This is a genomic window from Enterococcus sp. AAFC-DPL-6103, from assembly GCF_058216595.1.
In genome coordinates, this window is the sequence record NZ_CM177102.1 from 1,221,332 (window position 1) to 1,237,114 (window position 15,783).

Genomic DNA, 15,783 nt, shown 5'->3' on the forward strand with positions numbered 1-15,783 from the left:
TTTTTTTGTGTCATTCTATCTAAGGGTAGTTGGCAATAGAATTACATGTTACTAAAATGAAATTTTTAGTAACAAGAAGCTTAAAGAAAGGAGGAGTTAGATTAGTATGGCAACTTGCCATCACTAAAAAAGAATGTGCTAAAAAGTAAGTTGTTGTAGCATTCGATGAAATTTTTTACAAGTGCTTAAAAAAGAAAGGGGATAGAAATGAAAAAATGGTTGAAGGTAGTGGGAATAATTGGATTAATGTTTTCTTTATCAGCTTGTCAAGAAACAAATTCAGCAACAAGCAATGAAAAAGAGGCAAATAAAGAATCAGACCGAGTAGAAATTTATTTAGCGAGACATGGCAAAACCATGCTAAACACGACGGATCGCTCACAAGGCTGGATCGACGCACCGTTGACACCAGCAGGCATCGCTGTTGCAGAGGATTTAGGGAGAGGATTAGCAGATGTAGACTTTGATGCAGTTTACTCTAGTGATAGTGGGCGAGCAGTCGAAACTGCAACATTAGTATTGAAAAATAATGGACAAGAAAAGCTTTTAGATACATTACACACCGATAAACGATTACGTGAATTTAACTTTGGCACCTACGAAGGAATCCCCAATCCTGAAATGTGGAGTGAAATTGCTAAAGAGCAGGGCAAAACATTAGAAGAGTGGCAAAATGAAATGGGTGAAGAAGGATTTGTCAAAACCATTCAAGAGTTTGCCGACACCTTGCATGAATTAGATGAAAAGAAACTTGAAGAATTAGGAAAAGAACATGACGTCGCTGCTGATGAAGTGAGTTGGCAAGCGGAGGATTACCAAACCGTCATTGACCGTGTTTCGAGTGCAGTAAACGATATTGTCAAAATAGCAGAAGAAAAAGGTCAAGATAAAATATTAGTTACTTCACACGGCATGACAATTGCTTCATTTGTCGCATCAATCGATGAGTCAGCAGAAGTTCCATCAACTGGGTTAAAAAATGCTAGTATTTGTAAAATTATCTATCAAGATGGCAAATACACAGTAGAATCAGTTAATGATTTATCTTACTTAGAAAAAGGTGCAAAAGATAAATAGACTAAATTTTTAGGTAAATAGCAATTTTTTGAAAGTTCATACACAAAAATTTATAAAAAAATTTTTTATAAGATAACTAATCAATAGAAAAAACCTTGGCTTTTTTTGGATAGCCAAGGTCTTTTCTATTTTACTTTCAATAAAGTATTCATTCTGTTCATGCAAATAATCAGTAAGTTATCCAAATTACTCTTCGATTAGTTCTTTGAGCGCATTGGGGCGACTAGTTAAAGGTTTTCCAAGTACCTTCTGTAGATCATCAGAAACTACATCTAACTGACCTGTTTCAATATCCATTTGAAATGAGAGAAACATTTCGGCAATAGGTTGAGGAAGACCGCCCGCTACTAAGTTGTCGATAAATCCCGTTTCATCTGCAACCACGGCTTCGATTTCCTTACCACTTGCTTCCTTTAGTGCACTTGCTAATTCTGAATAGGTGATTGGTGTATTCGATAGTTCAAGAATTTCTGGATAGTCATTGTTAAACAAAACTTTTGCAGCAGCCTCAGCATATTCTCTTTTGAGAGCCCAACCAGTTTTTCCATTTTTTGCCACATATACAAATTTTCCAGTTGCTAATGCGCGCTGAATAATCGGCATTTCGTTTTCCAAATACCAATTATTTCTTAAAAAGGTATGTTTGATCTCTGCTTGTTTTATTTCTTTTTCAGTGAAAGAATGATCGGCAGCTAGTAGACTTGTTGATTGATCTGTCTTAGGAAAACTTGTGTAAACAATATATGAAACACCAGCTTTTTTTGCTGCTCTAACAACATTCCCATGTTCTGCTTGTCGATTTCCCGGAGCACCTGACACAAAAAGCAAACGATCGATTCCTTGCAGAGCTTCAACCATGGAATCCTCATCCGCATAATCACCTATTCGAACATTAAATCCCGCCTCTTGCAATTTTGCTCCTTTTTCATTATCTCGAGCTAAAGCATAAATACTTTTTTTATCAACTAGCTTGCTTAGATATTCTAATGCGTAGCCTCCAAATCCACCAGTTGCTCCAGTTACTAAATAGTTCATAATAAACACTCCTTTAAATTTTCGTCTGACAGCTGTACAAATATGATTTACACCTTTATCATAAAGAGTATGTTAAAATAAGTCAAGAAATAAATGTAAAGGAGCTTTAAAAATGAAATACTCCATACAAATGAGTGATGCAATCCACATTCTTGCTTACATCGAGCTTTTCAAAGATACAAATCAACTTTCTAGCGAAATGATTGCTAGCAGTGTTGAAACAAATGCTGCTAATATCCGAAAAATTATGGCGAGCTTAAAAAAAGCTGGTTTGATACACACAAAAGTAGGTAAGCCAACTCCTGTTCTTGCAAAAGATCCTAGTGAAATAACTTTTTTAGATATTTATAAAAGTATTGAGGGAAATACGAATCTAATCCAAGTCGATCCCAAAACAAATCCTAATTGTGTGGTTGGTGCAAATATCCAAGATGTTCTTCTAAAAGAGTATGATTTTCTCCAAAAAAAAGTGGAAGAACAGATGGAACAAATCACATTGGATACCATTCTTCACGATATCTCTTTATTGGAAGTTCAACGAAGACCAGAAAATAAAAAAATCATAGAAAAATATCTTTAAGCTAGCTAGAATGCAGGAGTACGAAGGAATAGTGAACTTAAATATAAAATCTTTAAAGAAAACTAGAAAGTGCGAAAAAAGCTGTCAAGGAAAAAATGACCTACTGGGGAACCTTGGTAGCTTTATTTATTTGTATACATAAGATAATTTTATTCCTCCTTTTGTTGATGTTTCTATAACAATGTTAGTTGTAGAAACCACGACGCTCCCATAAGTAAAACAAATAATTTTTTAGATTTGCTACTAGTATGTAAATGTTTACATCTAAAAGGATGACTGCATTAAATTTCTACGCATCAAAAAGATGAAAAAACGAGATGAGGTAAATGGTACGAATCAGCACGACAATGATTAGAATTTTGTAGTGGGTACAATAAAGTTCCTGAATAAATTTTTTGTTAAGGGTTTCTTGAAAAATTTGATTAAAATCAGATGATAATTTTCTGTTTTTCGTGATAATTGCATCAAATCTTTTGAAATTCTTGGCATTTAGTCAGAAAATAGCATCAGGAGGCAGTAAAATGTTAGACAAAGAAGTATACAATCAATTATTTAAACCATCTTTTTCAAAAAAAACACAAGTGACGTTTTGGGACGGTTCTACTAAAGAATATGGGGAGACTGAAGGCGAAGTCGCTTTTCACATTGTTTTTAATGAAAAAATCCCAGTGAAAGAACTAATCAACAATGCTTCATTAGCACTAGGTGAAGCGTACATGAACAAAAAAATTGAGATTGAAGGCGACTTACAAGAACTAATTTATGACGTGTATAATCAAGCACATGGTTTTTTTCACAATAATAACTTTAAAAAGTGGATACCAAAAGAAAAACATACAAAAAAACAGTCTGCTCATGATATCCATAGCCATTATGATTTAGGAAATGATTTTTACGAAATGTGGCTAGACCATACCTTAACTTATTCTTGTGCATATTTTGAAACACCAGAGGACACCTTGGAACAAGCACAAATCAATAAAGTCCGTCACATCCTCGATAAACTATTTATCAAGCCGGGAGAAACACTCTTAGATATCGGCTGTGGTTGGGGGACTTTAATCTTAACAGCAGCCAAAGAGTATCATGTCAAAGCTAGTGGAATCACTTTGAGTGAGGAACAGTACCATCATATTCAAAAAATCATTAAAGAAGAAAACTTAGAAGAACTAGTTACGGTTGAGTTAAAGGATTATCGAGACTTAACTGAAACTTTTGATCATATAACTAGTGTTGGAATGTTTGAACATGTAGGAGCAGAAAATCTAAAAGAATATTTTGCAGTGATCAATAAACTTTTGGCAAAAAATGGAACAGCACTAATCCATGGCATCAGTCGTCAGCAAGGTGGTGCAAAAAATGCATGGATCAATAAATATATTTTTCCAGGGGGCTATATACCCGGTGTAACAGAATTAGTAGAACATATGACTGAAAATGATTTGCAGATAATTGACCTTGAAAGTCTACGTCGTGATTATCAATTAACTTTGGAACATTGGACGACTAATTTCCACCAAGTTGCTGATAAAGTGATTGAACAAAAAGATGAAGTCTTTTATCGAATGTGGGATCTATATTTACAGGCTTGTGCTGCATCATTTCAAGCTAGCAATATTGATGTTATCCAGTATTTATTAGTTCACCCAAATAACAATATGATTCCAATGCATCGAAATGTTTAAGGAGCGAATATCTCGCTTCTTTTTTTTTTTCGGTAAACAGATGATTAGATAAGAAATAATAAATAACTTTTGATTTTTCACAAGCATATGGTATGACAGATTAATTCGTTCGTACTATTCTGGAGTTGTGAGGGGAGAAATTAATTTTATAATAAGGAAGGAGATTTATCGTGAGTAAAAGTAAAGTTATTATTGTAGGTGCATCACATGGCGGACATCAATCTATTTTAGAGTTATTATCTAGATATGGTGAAGATGTGGAGATTACGTTATTTGAGGCTGGAGACTATATTTCGTTTATGTCGTGTGGCATGGAACTTTATTTAGAGGACCAAGTAACAGACGTAAATGATGTCAGAAACTTCCGACCAGAAAACTTTCCAGAAGAAAATGTCCACATTTTGAATAATCATTTAGTAAAAGCAATCAATGCGGATCAAAAGACAGTGACTGTCACTAATACACTGGAAGATCAAACTACTGATTATGCATATGACAAATTGATTTTAAGTTCTGGTGTTACACCCAATTCTCTTCCAGTTCCAGGTACTGATTTAGAAAATGTTTATTTGATGCGTGGATATAACTGGGCAACGAAAATCAAAGAAAAGCTCAACAACCCTGATGTTAAACAAGTAGCAGTTATTGGTGCCGGATACATCGGTATCGAGGCAGCAGAAGCTTTTTGTAAAGCCGGAAAAGAAGTAATACTTTTAGATATGATTGATCGCCCATTGGGAACTTATCTAGACCAAGAAATGACAGATATTTTAGAAAAACATCTAACAGAAAAAGGAATCCAAGTAATGACTGGCGCAAAAATTGAAGTATTTTTAGGAGATGGGAAAGTTTCAGCTATTCAAGTAAACGGCGAAGAAATTCCAACTGATTTAATCATTCAAGCAGCAGGAGTGAAAGCCAATACTGAATGGTTGGAAGGAACGGTTGACTTAGACAAACGTGGTTGGATCGTAACCAATGAATACTTACAAACAAATCTCCCAGACGTATACGCTGTTGGTGATGCAACACTTGCTTATTCGATTCCAGCACGTACAAAAATGCCGATTGCTTTGGCAACAGTGGCTAGAAGAGAAGCACGTTATGTTGTTCAACATTTATTTGAAAGTATCCCAAATAAACCTTTTGGCGGAGTGGTCGGCTCATCAGCTTTGAGTGTGTTTGATTATCATTTTGCTGCAAGTGGTTTGAATAGTTTTACTGCAGATAAAGCAGGTGTATCGATCACTTCAGCTTATTTTGAAGATACATTACGACCTAAATATGTACCAGAAAAATTCGGAAATACAAGCGTTTCTGTTCAATTGTTCTTCGATCCAATGACCCATCAAATTTTGGGTGGAGCTGTGTTATCAACCTATGATATTACTGCTCAAGGAAATGTGTTAGCTTTGGCAATTCAACAAAAATTGACCCTAGAAGATTTAGCTGAGGCAGACCTTTTCTTCCAACCAGGATTTGACCGCCAATGGAGCTTAGTGAATTTGGCAGCCCAACATGCATTAGCTGAAAAAGAATTTATTGAATAATTTTCGTATATTTATACGATGATTTCTAGCTAATTAAAAATAAAAAACACCTTCCAGATGTTTGTTTAACTTTTGGAAGGTGTTTTTTTCGTTTCAGAAGGAATTAGGTGATGAAATGAATGAAAGAATTTTAAATAGATAAATCGGTGTGTACGAATGACAATGACAAAAAAGCAGAACCATTCATATTCAAAATAGAGATGCTTTGTCACTTCAATTGATTTGGATAACTTTAACACCAGTGTTTCGAATGTCGGTCAAAACTTTTTCAGAGCAAAAGCGATCCGTAATCAGATAGTCAAAGGCAGAAACATCCGCAATTTTAAATTTTGATGTTAAACCAATTTTTCGATGATCAGCAACAAGAATTTTACACTTGAAAGTTTGCCGAATCATCATTTCGTTAATGGTAGACTCATTCAAAATTTTTGTTGTTACACCGTTGTCAAGGCTTACTCCGCTACATCCAATAATGCAAACATCAGCATTCATAGAAGAAATTGTATTTAAAGCGATGTCACCAACTAAAGCTTCCTTTGGAAAACGCATCTCGCCTCCAGTTAAAATGTAATTACAGTTTTCTTTATGATAAGAATAGTTGATTTTTACATTATTTGTCACAACTGTTAGATGATTTGCATGAACAAATTCAATCGTTTTTAAAGCAGTTGAACTTGAATTTATAAAGACAGTGTCATAATCATTAATATATTTACTTGCCTCGCGAGCGATTGCTTGTTTCAATCGTTCTGGTCCAGATTGATCGAAATCAGTGTTGTTCTCATAATTATAAGAACAAGAACCATACGTTCGAATAATCTCATTTTTTTCCTCTAGTAAGTTTAGATCTCTGCGAATCGTGCTGATCGAAACCTTTAAGTTCTCAGACAACTCAAGAGCAGTCATTTGCTCTTGTTGTTGAAGTAAGTCCAAAATATTTTTTTGTCGTTCCTCAATATTTGCCAGTGAGTTTTTCATCTTTAACCTCCTATATAATTTTCTTTTTAAATTAAATGATTTTTTATCTCCGAAGAATCATATAAAGTTCTTTAACTGCATCTATCATACTAAAAAAATCATTAAAACTGTCAATAACGTCATATAAATTTCAAACAATCATATAAAAGGGTTCTCAGATTCTTTTTGACACATTATGATTTAAATGTAATTAAGAAAGGAGCAATGAAAATGACTAAACAGATCACCGATGTGACAAAAGAAAGCTGGATTCTAGAGACATTCCCAGAATGGGGCACTTATTTAAATGAAGAAATTGAAAGAGAAGAAGTAAAACAAGGAACGTTTGCAATGTGGTGGCTAGGCTGTACAGGTATTTGGCTAAAGAGTGATGCAGGTACCAATATCTTATGTGATTTATGGTGCGGGACGGGGAAACGCAGTCATGGAAACGGTAAGATGAAAAAAGGCCATCAAATGATGCGAATGAGTGGTGTGCAAAAAATGCAGCCCAACTTACGGACACAACCATTCGTAATCGATCCATTTGAAATCAAAAATGTAAACGCTTTAGTTGTTACGCATATCCATTCCGATCATTTGGATATCAATACAGCGGCAGCAGTCCATCAAAACTGTCCCACAGCAAAATTTATTGGACCTAAGGAAGTAGTGCATACTTGGTTGAAGTGGGGAATTCCAAAAGAAAAAACGATGATTGTTAAGCCTGGGGATGAAGTGAAAATCAATGATATCACGATTGTTGCGTTAGAGGCTTTCGATCGTACGGCATTAGTTACCTGTGAAGATCCAGAAGTAACATTAAAAGGAACGATGCCACAAGACATGGATGAGATCGCTGTGAATTATTTATTTGAAACATCAGGAGGTAATCTTTATCACGCAGGAGATTCACATTATTCAAATTTATTCGCCAAGCATGGGAATGAACATGAAATTGATGTTTGCCTGGGAGCATATGGAGAAAATCCTCGTGGTATCACTGATAAAGTAACCTCTGTTGATATGTTACGAATGGCAGAGTCTTTAAATGCGAAAGTAGTTATTCCAGTTCACTATGATATCTGGGCAAACTTTATGGCTGATCCAAAAGAAATTACTGAGATTTGGAAATTTAAAAAAGATCGTTTGAAATATGCGTTCAAACCTTACATCTGGCAAGTTGGAGGTAAGTTTACTTATCCAACAAATAAGGATGATTTGGAATTTAATTTTTACCGCGGCTTTGACGATGTATTTACTGTAGAAAACGATACACCATTTCCATCATTCCTATAGAAAAGAGGTAAAACAGCATGCTGAACTATTTTTTCGATAATGACTTGGTAAAATATTCCGATAAAAAAATCACTTATTGGAAAGAAGCAATTAATGAAAGCTGCCAACTATTATTAGATAAACAACTAATTGATCAAACCTATATTGATGAAATCATTCATTGTGTCGAAGAATATGGTCCTTACATCGTCATTGTTCCACAAGTTGCTATGCCACATTCTTCTGAGAAAAGTCGAGGCGTGTTTGGTACAGCTATCTCATTTACAAAGATGCAGGATCCCATTCAGTTTGAAAGTGACGGTGAAGAGAAATCAGCAATTTTATTTTTTACTTTAGCAGCTAAAAACCCAAAAGAACACGTGGAAAACATTCAACGTTTATCTGAGTTATTGATGACAGATGGTTTGATTGACCGGTTAGCAGCAACTCATTCGCTTGAGGAATATCAAATGGTGATGCAAGAGTACAAGTTATAGGAGGAAAAGTGATGGCGGACTTTTTATTAAATATTTGGACATATTTTGCAACAAACATCTTAACTCAGCCAGCATATCTCATTGGTTTTATTGTTCTGCTGGGCTATCTTTTATTAAAACGACCATTGTATGAGTGCCTTGCGGGTTTCCTTAAAGCTACGGTTGGTTACTTCATTTTGACGGTTGGTTCTGGAGGATTAGTCAACAACTTTCGACCAATTTTAGTTGGTTTAAAAGAGCGATTTAACTTGGATGCAATGGTTACCGATCCATATTTTGGTCAAAATGCAGTAGATGCAGGGTTAATGGAAACTTTTGGTCGAACGTTTGGCGATGTGATGATCTTGTTATTGATTGCTTTTGTCATGAATATTTTACTTGTACGTTTTCAAAAATATACGAAGTTGCGCTCAGTCTTTACCACTGGAAATGTCCAGATTCAACAGTCTGCAACAGCATTCTGGATTTTGCTGTTCTGTTTTCCAGATTTAGGCAGAATCCAAGTCTTGATTTTTATGGGCCTGATTCTAGGGTGTTACTGGGCCGTTGCCTCTAATTTAACAGTTGGAATTACGCAAGAATTGACAGAAGGTGCTGGGTTTGCCGTGGCGCATCAACAAATGTTTGGGATTTTTATCTTTGCCAAGTTAGCTGAATGGATGAAAAAGCGTGATAAGAGAAAAAATAAATCCAAAAAAGTTGATAAAAAAATAGAAGATATGGAATTGCCAGGATTCTTGTCAATTTTCAATGAAAACATGGTAGCAACTTCTTTATTAATGCTTTTCTTCTTTGGCATTATCTTATTGGTCTTAGGGCAAGATTATTTAATCCAAGCTGAGTTTATGCAAGAGGGTCAAAGCTTCTTATTCTATATTATGACAACATCACTAAACTTCGCAGTTTATCTTGCTATTTTACAATTAGGTGTCCGGACATTCGTTGATGAGCTGACACAATCCTTCCAAGGAATTTCAAATACAATTTTACCGGGAGCAGTACCGGGAATTGATGTCGCTGCTACGTTTGGTTTTGGTTCACCAAATGCTGTAACGATTGGCTTTTTATTCGGCGCTTTAGGTCAATTCTTGATGATTGCTTTACTCATTTTGTTTAAGTCACCAACCATTGTGATTGCAGGATTTATCCCACTGTTCTTTGACAATGCAGTAATCGCTGTTTTTGCTAACAATCGTGGAGGGTTTAAAGCCGCTTGTCTTTTCCCATTCATTTCTGGAATTATTCAAGTTGGTGGATCTGCCATTTTTGCCACATGGATTGGTATGTCCAAATTTGGTGGGTATATTGGAATGTTTGACTGGGCTACAGCATGGCCGCTCTTTACAATTATCATGAAGGTTTTAGGATATGTTGGAATTGCCATAGTTGTGATTGGTTTGTTGATTATTCCGCAATTGCAATACCGTAAAAATCCAGATGGGTACTTTATGATTGTCGATGATTACGAACAATATGCAGAAAAATATCAAGAACAAAACTAAGTAAATAAGGAAAACAAAGTGAACATTTAGGAGGAAATCAAAATGAGAATTTTAGTATCTTGCGCAAATGGATCAGGAACAAGTTTGATGATGATGAGAAGTGTGGAAAAGGCGATGAAAGAATTAAGTATACCGATCACTAAAATTCATCATTGTTCCATTTCAGAAGGAAAAAGTTCTGCAACACAATATGATGTAGTTTTTACACCAGTAAACTTTTTGACTATGTTTGCTCAAGCGCAGAAGAAGGGGATCACCGTTGTTGGAATCAAAAATGTCATGTCAGCCAAAGAAATCAGTGAAAAATTTGCTGAGTCAGAACTCTATCAAAAAACTAAATAAAGGAGCACAACAAAATGAGTAGACCAACATTACAAATTGCTTTAGATCACAATCATTTGGAACATGCGTTAGCAGACGTTATCAAAGTTGGAAAAATCGTCGATATTATTGAAATTGGAACAATTTTATGCTTGCAAGAGGGATGGAAAGCGATTAGTTGCATCCGTAGTATGTTTCCAGAAAAAACAATCGTGGCTGATACAAAATGTGCGGATGCAGGTGGAACCGTGGCTAGAAATGTTGCGAAAGCTGGTGCTGATTTCATGACTGTTATCTGTTGCGCCACAATTCCTACTATGGAGGCTGCCCAAAAAGAAGTTAAAGAACTACAAGTAGAGCTATATGGTGACTGGACTTATCAACAAGCAACCGAGTGGCGACAAATTGGTATTAAACAAGTAATTTATCATCAAAGTCGAGATGCATTATTTTCTGGTGAAACTTGGAGTGAAAAAGATTTGTCAAAAGTCAAAGCATTGATTGAAATGGGATTTGATGTATCTGTTACGGGAGGCTTAACCATTAGTACACTTCAATTATTTTCCGGAATCGATGTCTCTAATTTTATTGCTGGGAGAGGAATTTCTGATGCAACTGATCCAGTTAAGGCTGTAAATGACTTCAAAAAAGAAATCATTCGTATTTGGGGGGAATAGTCATGGCTCAAATCGGCATCTATGAAAAAGCTCTACCTAAAAATATCTCTTGGAAAGAACGTTTTGAATTGGCAAAGGAAATGGGATTTTCCTTTATTGAAATGTCTATTGATGAAACAGATGCGCGTTTAGCTCGTCTGGATTGGCCTACTGAAATGATTGCTAAACTACGTGAAGAGATGTTGGAGACAGACATCCGAATCCATTCGATTTGCCTAAGTGGTCATCGAAGATTTCCTTTTGGCTCTGCAAGCATAGCAAATCAAAAAAAAGCAAAAGCAATCATGCAAAAAGCAATCAAACTGGCTCACAACTTAAATGTCAAGATTATCCAAGTAGCAGGATATGATGTTTACTATGAAAAAAAATCAATGTTCTCACGAGAAGCTTTCATTGATGGCCTGAAAGAAAGTATCAAAATGGCTTCGGAATATGGTGTCCTTCTTTCCATTGAGATTATGGATGATCCATTTATGAATTCAATGACTAAATTTTTGGAAATAAAACAACAAATTCACTCGCCTTATTTACAAGTATATCCTGATTTAGGCAATCTTTCCGCGTGGCCGGAGAACAATCCGAGTGTTGAGTTGGAGCGAGGAATTGACTACATTACCGCTATTCATTTAAAAGATACGTACCCATTAACTCAAGATTTCCCGGGACAATTTCGTGATGTACCATTTGGTCAAGGGTGTGTGGACTTCTTAGGTTTATTAAAGACGCTTAAACGATTAGAGTATGATGGGACCTTTTTGATTGAAATGTGGAGTGAAACAAACCCTGATTTTAAGAAAGAAATTGAAGCAGCAAAAAGCTATCTTTATCCAAAGTTAAAGGAGGCAGGTTATGTTATCGCATGAGCTGATCATCAAAGAAATGAAACAACGTGTGTATGAAGCTAATCTAAAACTGCCTCAATACGGATTAGTGAAATTAACATGGGGTAATGTGAGTGAAATTAATCGCGCACTTGGTGTAATCGTGATCAAACCAAGCGGGGTAAATTATGAAGAAATGACAGTAAATCAAATGGTTGTTACAGACTTGGCTGGAAATTTGTTAGAGGAGGATAGCATGAAACCATCTTCCGACTTGCCAACACATATAGTTTTGTACGAAGCTTTTGAACAAGTCAATGCGATCGTTCATACACACTCGACGAACGCTGTGATGTGGGCGCAAGCTGGTCGAGACTTACCCGCTTATGGAACGACGCATGCAGATGCTTTTTACGGAACAATTCCTTGCACGCGCCAATTGACGAAAGCAGAAGTCAAAGAAGCCTATGAAAAAAATACAGGCTGTGTCATTATTGAGGCCTTCCAAGAAAGAAAGTTACAAGCAACTGAAATTCCTGGTGTATTCGTTTATGGACATGGTCCATTTACTTGGGGAGAGACACCTGCGAAAGCTGTAGAAAATAGTTTGATTTTAGATGAGATTTGTTTGATGGCGAAAGAAAATGAAAAAATCAATCCAGAAATTCAGGAAATCCCACACTATTTGTTGGATAAACATTATTATCGTAAACACGGTATCCATGCCTATTACGGACAAAAATAGCAAAAGCGATCAATCAATTGATTGATCGCTTTTATGATTTCTTTTAGTTGTAGGAAGTCCTATTTATCTTGTGTGTATGCCCACGAAATATGCCGCAAAAGAATAGCTAAAAATATAGGTTGCAACAATACTATCTAAGTTATTCCATTTATAACATATATGGTTGTCATCAATCAAAAAATTGTTGTATTGCTATACAAAAAAGGAAAGGGTAACAAAAACATGCTACTATTTTTATGTAGTCAGAGTCGTTATTCAAAAATAGAGGAGGAATCTTAATGAAAAAAGGAGTCAAGGCAGGGCTAGCAACTTTCACGATTGTGGTATTTGGAATTGTAAGCGGTAATCAAACAGTGGCGGCGAGCGCGAATGATGCTGGAGCGAAATACGACGATAAACTCGTTACAATCCAGAGTGTCTTAGATCCTTGGTGGGTCGTTGATTATGACATAGAAACTTCAGAAATATCGACAGATTTGAGCCAAAAAATTGATAGCCAAAAATGGCTCATGTCCTATAATGAACAAGAAGATGCTTATTCTATTTCTTCGCACTATGTTCCTGCTGTATTCGATGAAGATGAACCATGGAGATATCCTAAATATTTAATCGCATCTTCTGTGAAAGATGCTCAAGGTAATGAGGTTATCAATACAGAAATAGAGTACCCTAATGAACGAAGCTTCTGGCGATTAGTTGAAGATGATGTACATAAGGATAAGGAAGTTTATTACTTAGAAAGCCTTTATAATGGTAAAGTAATGGACGCGCCAAAGTTACATTTGGGAAAAAATCATCAGTTGATTACATTCCCAAAAAATGGTGGAGATAATCAAAAATGGCACATTCAAGTTGAGGAAGCTGTCAATCAAAATTAAGTTGAAATTTTATTACATAAAAAAATATACTTGAATAACGAACGATGATTTGTAAAAAAACAGAGTGCTGTTTCATGAATCCCTAGACTTTTGCTTTAGGTTATTCATGAAACAACACTCTTTTTAGTAACGAATAGTGGATAAAAACAGTTCAAAATTTTGCGCGTCAGCTATCTTTTGCTGTAGTTTTTGATTTTCAACTAGATCAGATAAATATTCAAAAAAAACTTGTAGTTGCTCTTTATCTTCTTCAGCAACTGCCAGCAGAAAAATAATTTTGACTGTTGCAGTTTGACGCCAGACAATCGGTTCTTTCGAGATATAAACAAAAATTTTTGTTTGCTGGATCGATGCATCGATTGCATGAGGAATGGCAATCAAATTCGTGATATTCGTGGGTGCAATTTGCTCTCGTTCAATCACTTTTGCAATAAAATCTTCAGATACAATTTCTTGTTCTTGTAAAATCGTTCCGATTGACTGGATTAATTCGTCCCGCGTAATTTGTTGATTGTTGACGACAAATAAACTTGGATCGAACAGGCTTAAAAAATGGCGTTTTTCTTCTTCCTCCACTAAAAGTTTTTCAATTTTCTCCATTCCTTGTTTGATATCTAAAAAATCGATCTGGATAACAGGAATCTGTTTATTTTTAAGTGGAACTGTTGAGATGAGAAAATCAACAGTTGTTAGTTTTTTTGTTTGATAAGCTGCGTAAGAAATAGTATCAACGATTTCTAACTGATCAGCAAAACGCTTCTTTAACATCGCTTCAATCAGTCGACTAGTCGAGACACCTTGACCACAGACAACCAAAATTCGTTTTTTATCTGTTGTGTGTGCTTTTTTTCGTTCGATAGCTGCTGCAATGTGCAAAGCTAGGTACCCAATGTCATCTTCTGTGAACTCAAAAGTGCTTAGCCATTTACTATTGTTTGTTGCCAAAACTGCTAGCTCAAACGCATACGAAAAATTCTTTTTGATCTCCGATAATAGGGGATTTTTTTTATTTTTCATAATCTCCTTTAATGTCAGATAACTAGAAAAATGGGTAAAGAGATCCTTTCGTAAAATGTCATCTTGTTGCAGATCTTCACCAATCATTTCGTTAATTTCCATCAACATCTGGTCAATGAATTGATAGATTTTAGTTGTTTGACTACTAGAATGTTGTGGCTGTTGTAAATCTAAAAACAGATGATTCTGTAGCCAAATTTCGTCTTGAAGATCAAATCTGACTTGATTCTTTTTTTCAATAGCTGCTAAAAGTTTTCTGATTGAAGATTGAATCTTTTCATCGATGACAAAAAAACTGGAAACGGATTCAAGATGATGCTGATTTTTGACTCGAAGAATAGCAATTGCTAAGTGAATAACAAAGTTTTTTCGATGATAGTCAGAAATTTTATACAGATCAGGTGGGAAAAAATCTGTTACTAATTGAGATAGTTCGACTAAGTTGATTTCGTGAAACAGTTCGTATTCATCTCGTGAAAATTGTGAGATATAGCTCTCAAAGTTTTTTTCAATCAATTGATCTGAGATTACTTGACGAATAGCTGATTCTTCCCCCATGATTTTGTAGCCAATATTAACTTTTGAAGTGATTTTGACGTCGTAAGAAGCAAGTAATAAACGAAGCTGGCGAATATAACCTAAGATCGTCGTTCGTCCGACATATAATTGATTGCACAGTTCGTCTAGTGATTTTTCTTGCTCTGAGAATAAGAATAAAAACAATAATTGCCTGATTCGGTCTTCAGAAGTTTCTAATTGGTGGGATGGTGTAGTTGATTGTGAATGTAGCTCAGTAAATAGTTCTTGAACATTTTCTTTGTGTAACATTTCGTATCCCACGCCTCTTTTGAGCACGATTGTTGTATCATATTTTGATAGAAAATCATTTAGTTCTTTCACATCATTTCTGATTGTTCGCTTAGAAACCGAAAAATCAGAAGCTAGTTGTTCACTTGAACAATTTTTTTCGCTATAGAGTCGCTGAAACAACTGATTCAACCTCTTGTACGCAAACATACTTATCTCCCCCTTAATTGTTATCATATATAGGAATGATCTGAATTACAATTGGCAGATTTAGGTAAGAAATCAAAAAGATAGAAAATGCTTACAATGTCAAGGTACTATGATTAGTTCGAAGCTAGTCGAATGATTTCCGTTTA

15 protein-coding genes are annotated in these 15,783 nt (G+C 35.4%); 12 read left to right on the top strand and 3 right to left on the bottom strand.

Annotated elements, in window-relative coordinates:
• Positions 1-207 precede the first annotated feature (207 nt).
• Complete coding sequence (locus AC4BC3_RS05950; protein ID WP_490467225.1) at positions 208-1,077, top strand: histidine phosphatase family protein; 870 nt, start codon at positions 208-210, stop codon at positions 1,075-1,077.
• A gap of 186 nt (positions 1,078-1,263) precedes the next feature.
• Here AC4BC3_RS05950 and AC4BC3_RS05955 read toward each other — a convergent pair whose 3' ends face one another.
• Positions 1,264-2,112, bottom strand: a complete 849-nt coding sequence (locus tag AC4BC3_RS05955) for an SDR family oxidoreductase (protein WP_490467226.1) — start codon at positions 2,110-2,112, stop codon at positions 1,264-1,266.
• A 112-nt stretch (positions 2,113-2,224) separates the two neighbouring features.
• Here AC4BC3_RS05955 and AC4BC3_RS05960 point away from each other — a divergent pair, with 112 nt between their 5' ends.
• The 3 genes from AC4BC3_RS05960 (at position 2,225) to AC4BC3_RS05970 (ending at position 5,927) form a co-directional block, all read left to right on the top strand.
• Positions 2,225-2,692: an Rrf2 family transcriptional regulator gene (locus AC4BC3_RS05960; protein WP_490467227.1), complete on the top strand. Its 468-nt coding sequence runs from the start codon at positions 2,225-2,227 to the stop codon at positions 2,690-2,692.
• 521 nt (positions 2,693-3,213) lie between these two features.
• A complete protein-coding gene (locus AC4BC3_RS05965) occupies positions 3,214-4,377 on the top strand; it encodes a class I SAM-dependent methyltransferase (RefSeq protein WP_490467228.1) in 1,164 nt (387 codons plus the stop codon).
• 170 nt (positions 4,378-4,547) lie between these two features.
• Complete coding sequence (locus AC4BC3_RS05970; protein ID WP_490467229.1) at positions 4,548-5,927, top strand: FAD-dependent oxidoreductase; 1,380 nt, start codon at positions 4,548-4,550, stop codon at positions 5,925-5,927.
• Between the two features lie 213 nt (positions 5,928-6,140).
• Here AC4BC3_RS05970 and AC4BC3_RS05975 read toward each other — a convergent pair whose 3' ends face one another.
• A complete protein-coding gene (locus AC4BC3_RS05975) occupies positions 6,141-6,905 on the bottom strand; it encodes a DeoR/GlpR family DNA-binding transcription regulator (RefSeq protein ID WP_206909563.1) in 765 nt (254 codons plus the stop codon).
• 210 nt (positions 6,906-7,115) lie between these two features.
• On the opposite strand from AC4BC3_RS05975, the gene ulaG reads away from it, so the two are divergent.
• The 8 genes from ulaG to AC4BC3_RS06015 all read left to right on the top strand — a co-directional run bounded on the left by ulaG (position 7,116) and on the right by AC4BC3_RS06015 (position 13,603).
• Positions 7,116-8,183, top strand: a complete 1,068-nt coding sequence (gene ulaG / locus AC4BC3_RS05980) for an L-ascorbate 6-phosphate lactonase (RefSeq protein WP_490467230.1) — start codon at positions 7,116-7,118, stop codon at positions 8,181-8,183.
• A gap of 17 nt (positions 8,184-8,200) precedes the next feature.
• On the top strand, positions 8,201-8,659 hold the full coding sequence (locus AC4BC3_RS05985) for a PTS sugar transporter subunit IIA (protein WP_490467231.1): 459 nt from the start codon (positions 8,201-8,203) through the stop codon (positions 8,657-8,659).
• A gap of 11 nt (positions 8,660-8,670) precedes the next feature.
• Entirely contained in the window at positions 8,671-10,161 is a 1,491-nt protein-coding gene (ulaA, locus tag AC4BC3_RS05990) for a PTS ascorbate transporter subunit IIC (protein WP_490467232.1), read from the top strand.
• A 42-nt stretch (positions 10,162-10,203) separates the two neighbouring features.
• Positions 10,204-10,503 carry a PTS sugar transporter subunit IIB gene (locus tag AC4BC3_RS05995; protein ID WP_490467233.1) on the top strand — a complete coding sequence of 100 codons (300 nt, stop codon included), beginning with the start codon at positions 10,204-10,206 and terminating at the stop codon, positions 10,501-10,503.
• A gap of 14 nt (positions 10,504-10,517) precedes the next feature.
• Positions 10,518-11,159, top strand: coding sequence for a 3-keto-L-gulonate-6-phosphate decarboxylase UlaD (locus AC4BC3_RS06000; protein WP_490467234.1), 642 nt, complete (start codon positions 10,518-10,520; stop codon positions 11,157-11,159).
• Between the two features lie 2 nt (positions 11,160-11,161).
• Positions 11,162-12,022: an L-ribulose-5-phosphate 3-epimerase gene (locus AC4BC3_RS06005; protein WP_206909575.1), complete on the top strand. Its 861-nt coding sequence runs from the start codon at positions 11,162-11,164 to the stop codon at positions 12,020-12,022.
• Complete coding sequence (gene araD, locus AC4BC3_RS06010) at positions 12,009-12,725, top strand: L-ribulose-5-phosphate 4-epimerase AraD (RefSeq protein ID WP_206909577.1); 717 nt, start codon at positions 12,009-12,011, stop codon at positions 12,723-12,725. Before AC4BC3_RS06005 ends, araD begins: the two co-directional genes overlap by 14 nt.
• Before the next feature lie 278 nt (positions 12,726-13,003).
• Positions 13,004-13,603 (top strand): hypothetical protein, encoded by a 600-nt coding sequence (locus tag AC4BC3_RS06015; protein WP_490467235.1) that lies wholly within the window; start codon positions 13,004-13,006, stop codon positions 13,601-13,603.
• Positions 13,604-13,726: 123 nt separating this feature from the next.
• Here the strand turns inward: AC4BC3_RS06015 and AC4BC3_RS06020 are convergent, their stop codons facing one another.
• A complete protein-coding gene (locus AC4BC3_RS06020; protein ID WP_490467236.1) occupies positions 13,727-15,637 on the bottom strand; it encodes a BglG family transcription antiterminator in 1,911 nt (636 codons plus the stop codon).
• Positions 15,638-15,783: the final 146 nt, after the last annotated feature.